The following is a 658-nucleotide window of genomic DNA, read 5'->3' as shown; positions in this document are numbered from 1 at the left end:
TATTTATTTTTATATTTTGCACACTCAAATGCAAATGGAAGTTGCGGGGGCCGGATTTGAACCAACGACCTTCGGGTTATGAGCCCGACGAGCTACCAGACTGCTCCACCCCGCGCTAAAATGGTGGGAGAAGGATTCGAACCTTCGAAGGCGTTGCCAACAGATTTACAGTCTGCCCCCTTTGGCCACTCGGGAATCCCACCATATACATTTATATTATACCATTTCAGCATAAAACTCAAACATAAAATTACATTTATAACGCAATTTATGAGAGCCGTTGACCGGACTTGAACCGGTAACCTGCTGATTACAAATCAGCTGCTCTGCCAATTGAGCCACAACGGCTGACAAAAATGGGACCAATAGGGCTCGAACCTATGACCCTCTGCTTGTAAGGCAGATGCTCTCCCAGCTGAGCTATGATCCCAAATTTATATTATAAATCCTTCTAAAAAGGAAAAAACGACCCGGATGGGAATCGAACCCACGACCTCCGCCGTGACAGGGCGGCGCTCTAACCGGCTGAGCCACCGGGCCAAATCTTTATAACTTAAATCTATGTACCTTCAAAACTACATACAGAACGTTCCATCAAACTTTCTTCCTTACCTTTCCTTGGTTAAAGCCTCGACCGATTAGTAACAGTCAGCTCCAT

Annotated in this window: 5 tRNA genes; all 5 read right to left on the bottom strand. The window is 45.6% G+C overall.

Annotated features, from left to right (window positions below):
- Positions 1-41 precede the first annotated feature (41 nt).
- The 5 genes from DWV34_RS15335 to DWV34_RS15315 all read right to left on the bottom strand — a co-directional run bounded on the left by DWV34_RS15335 (position 42) and on the right by DWV34_RS15315 (position 540).
- Positions 42-115, bottom strand: a tRNA-Met gene (locus DWV34_RS15335).
- A 6-nt stretch (positions 116-121) separates the two neighbouring features.
- A tRNA-Tyr gene (locus DWV34_RS15330) sits at positions 122-203 on the bottom strand.
- Between the two features lie 72 nt (positions 204-275).
- Positions 276-348: transfer RNA gene (locus tag DWV34_RS15325), tRNA-Thr, on the bottom strand.
- A gap of 9 nt (positions 349-357) precedes the next feature.
- Positions 358-430, bottom strand: a tRNA-Val gene (locus tag DWV34_RS15320).
- 36 nt (positions 431-466) lie between these two features.
- Positions 467-540 (bottom strand) — tRNA-Asp (locus DWV34_RS15315).
- Between the last annotated feature and the right edge of the window lie 118 nt (positions 541-658).

This window comes from Anaerostipes sp. AF04-45, from assembly GCF_003461725.1.
GTDB classification, from domain to species: Bacteria; Bacillota; Clostridia; order Lachnospirales; family Lachnospiraceae; genus Anaerostipes; species Anaerostipes caccae.
The sequence above is the reverse complement of the archived record's forward strand: the minus strand, read 5'-3'. Positions and strand labels throughout refer to the sequence as shown.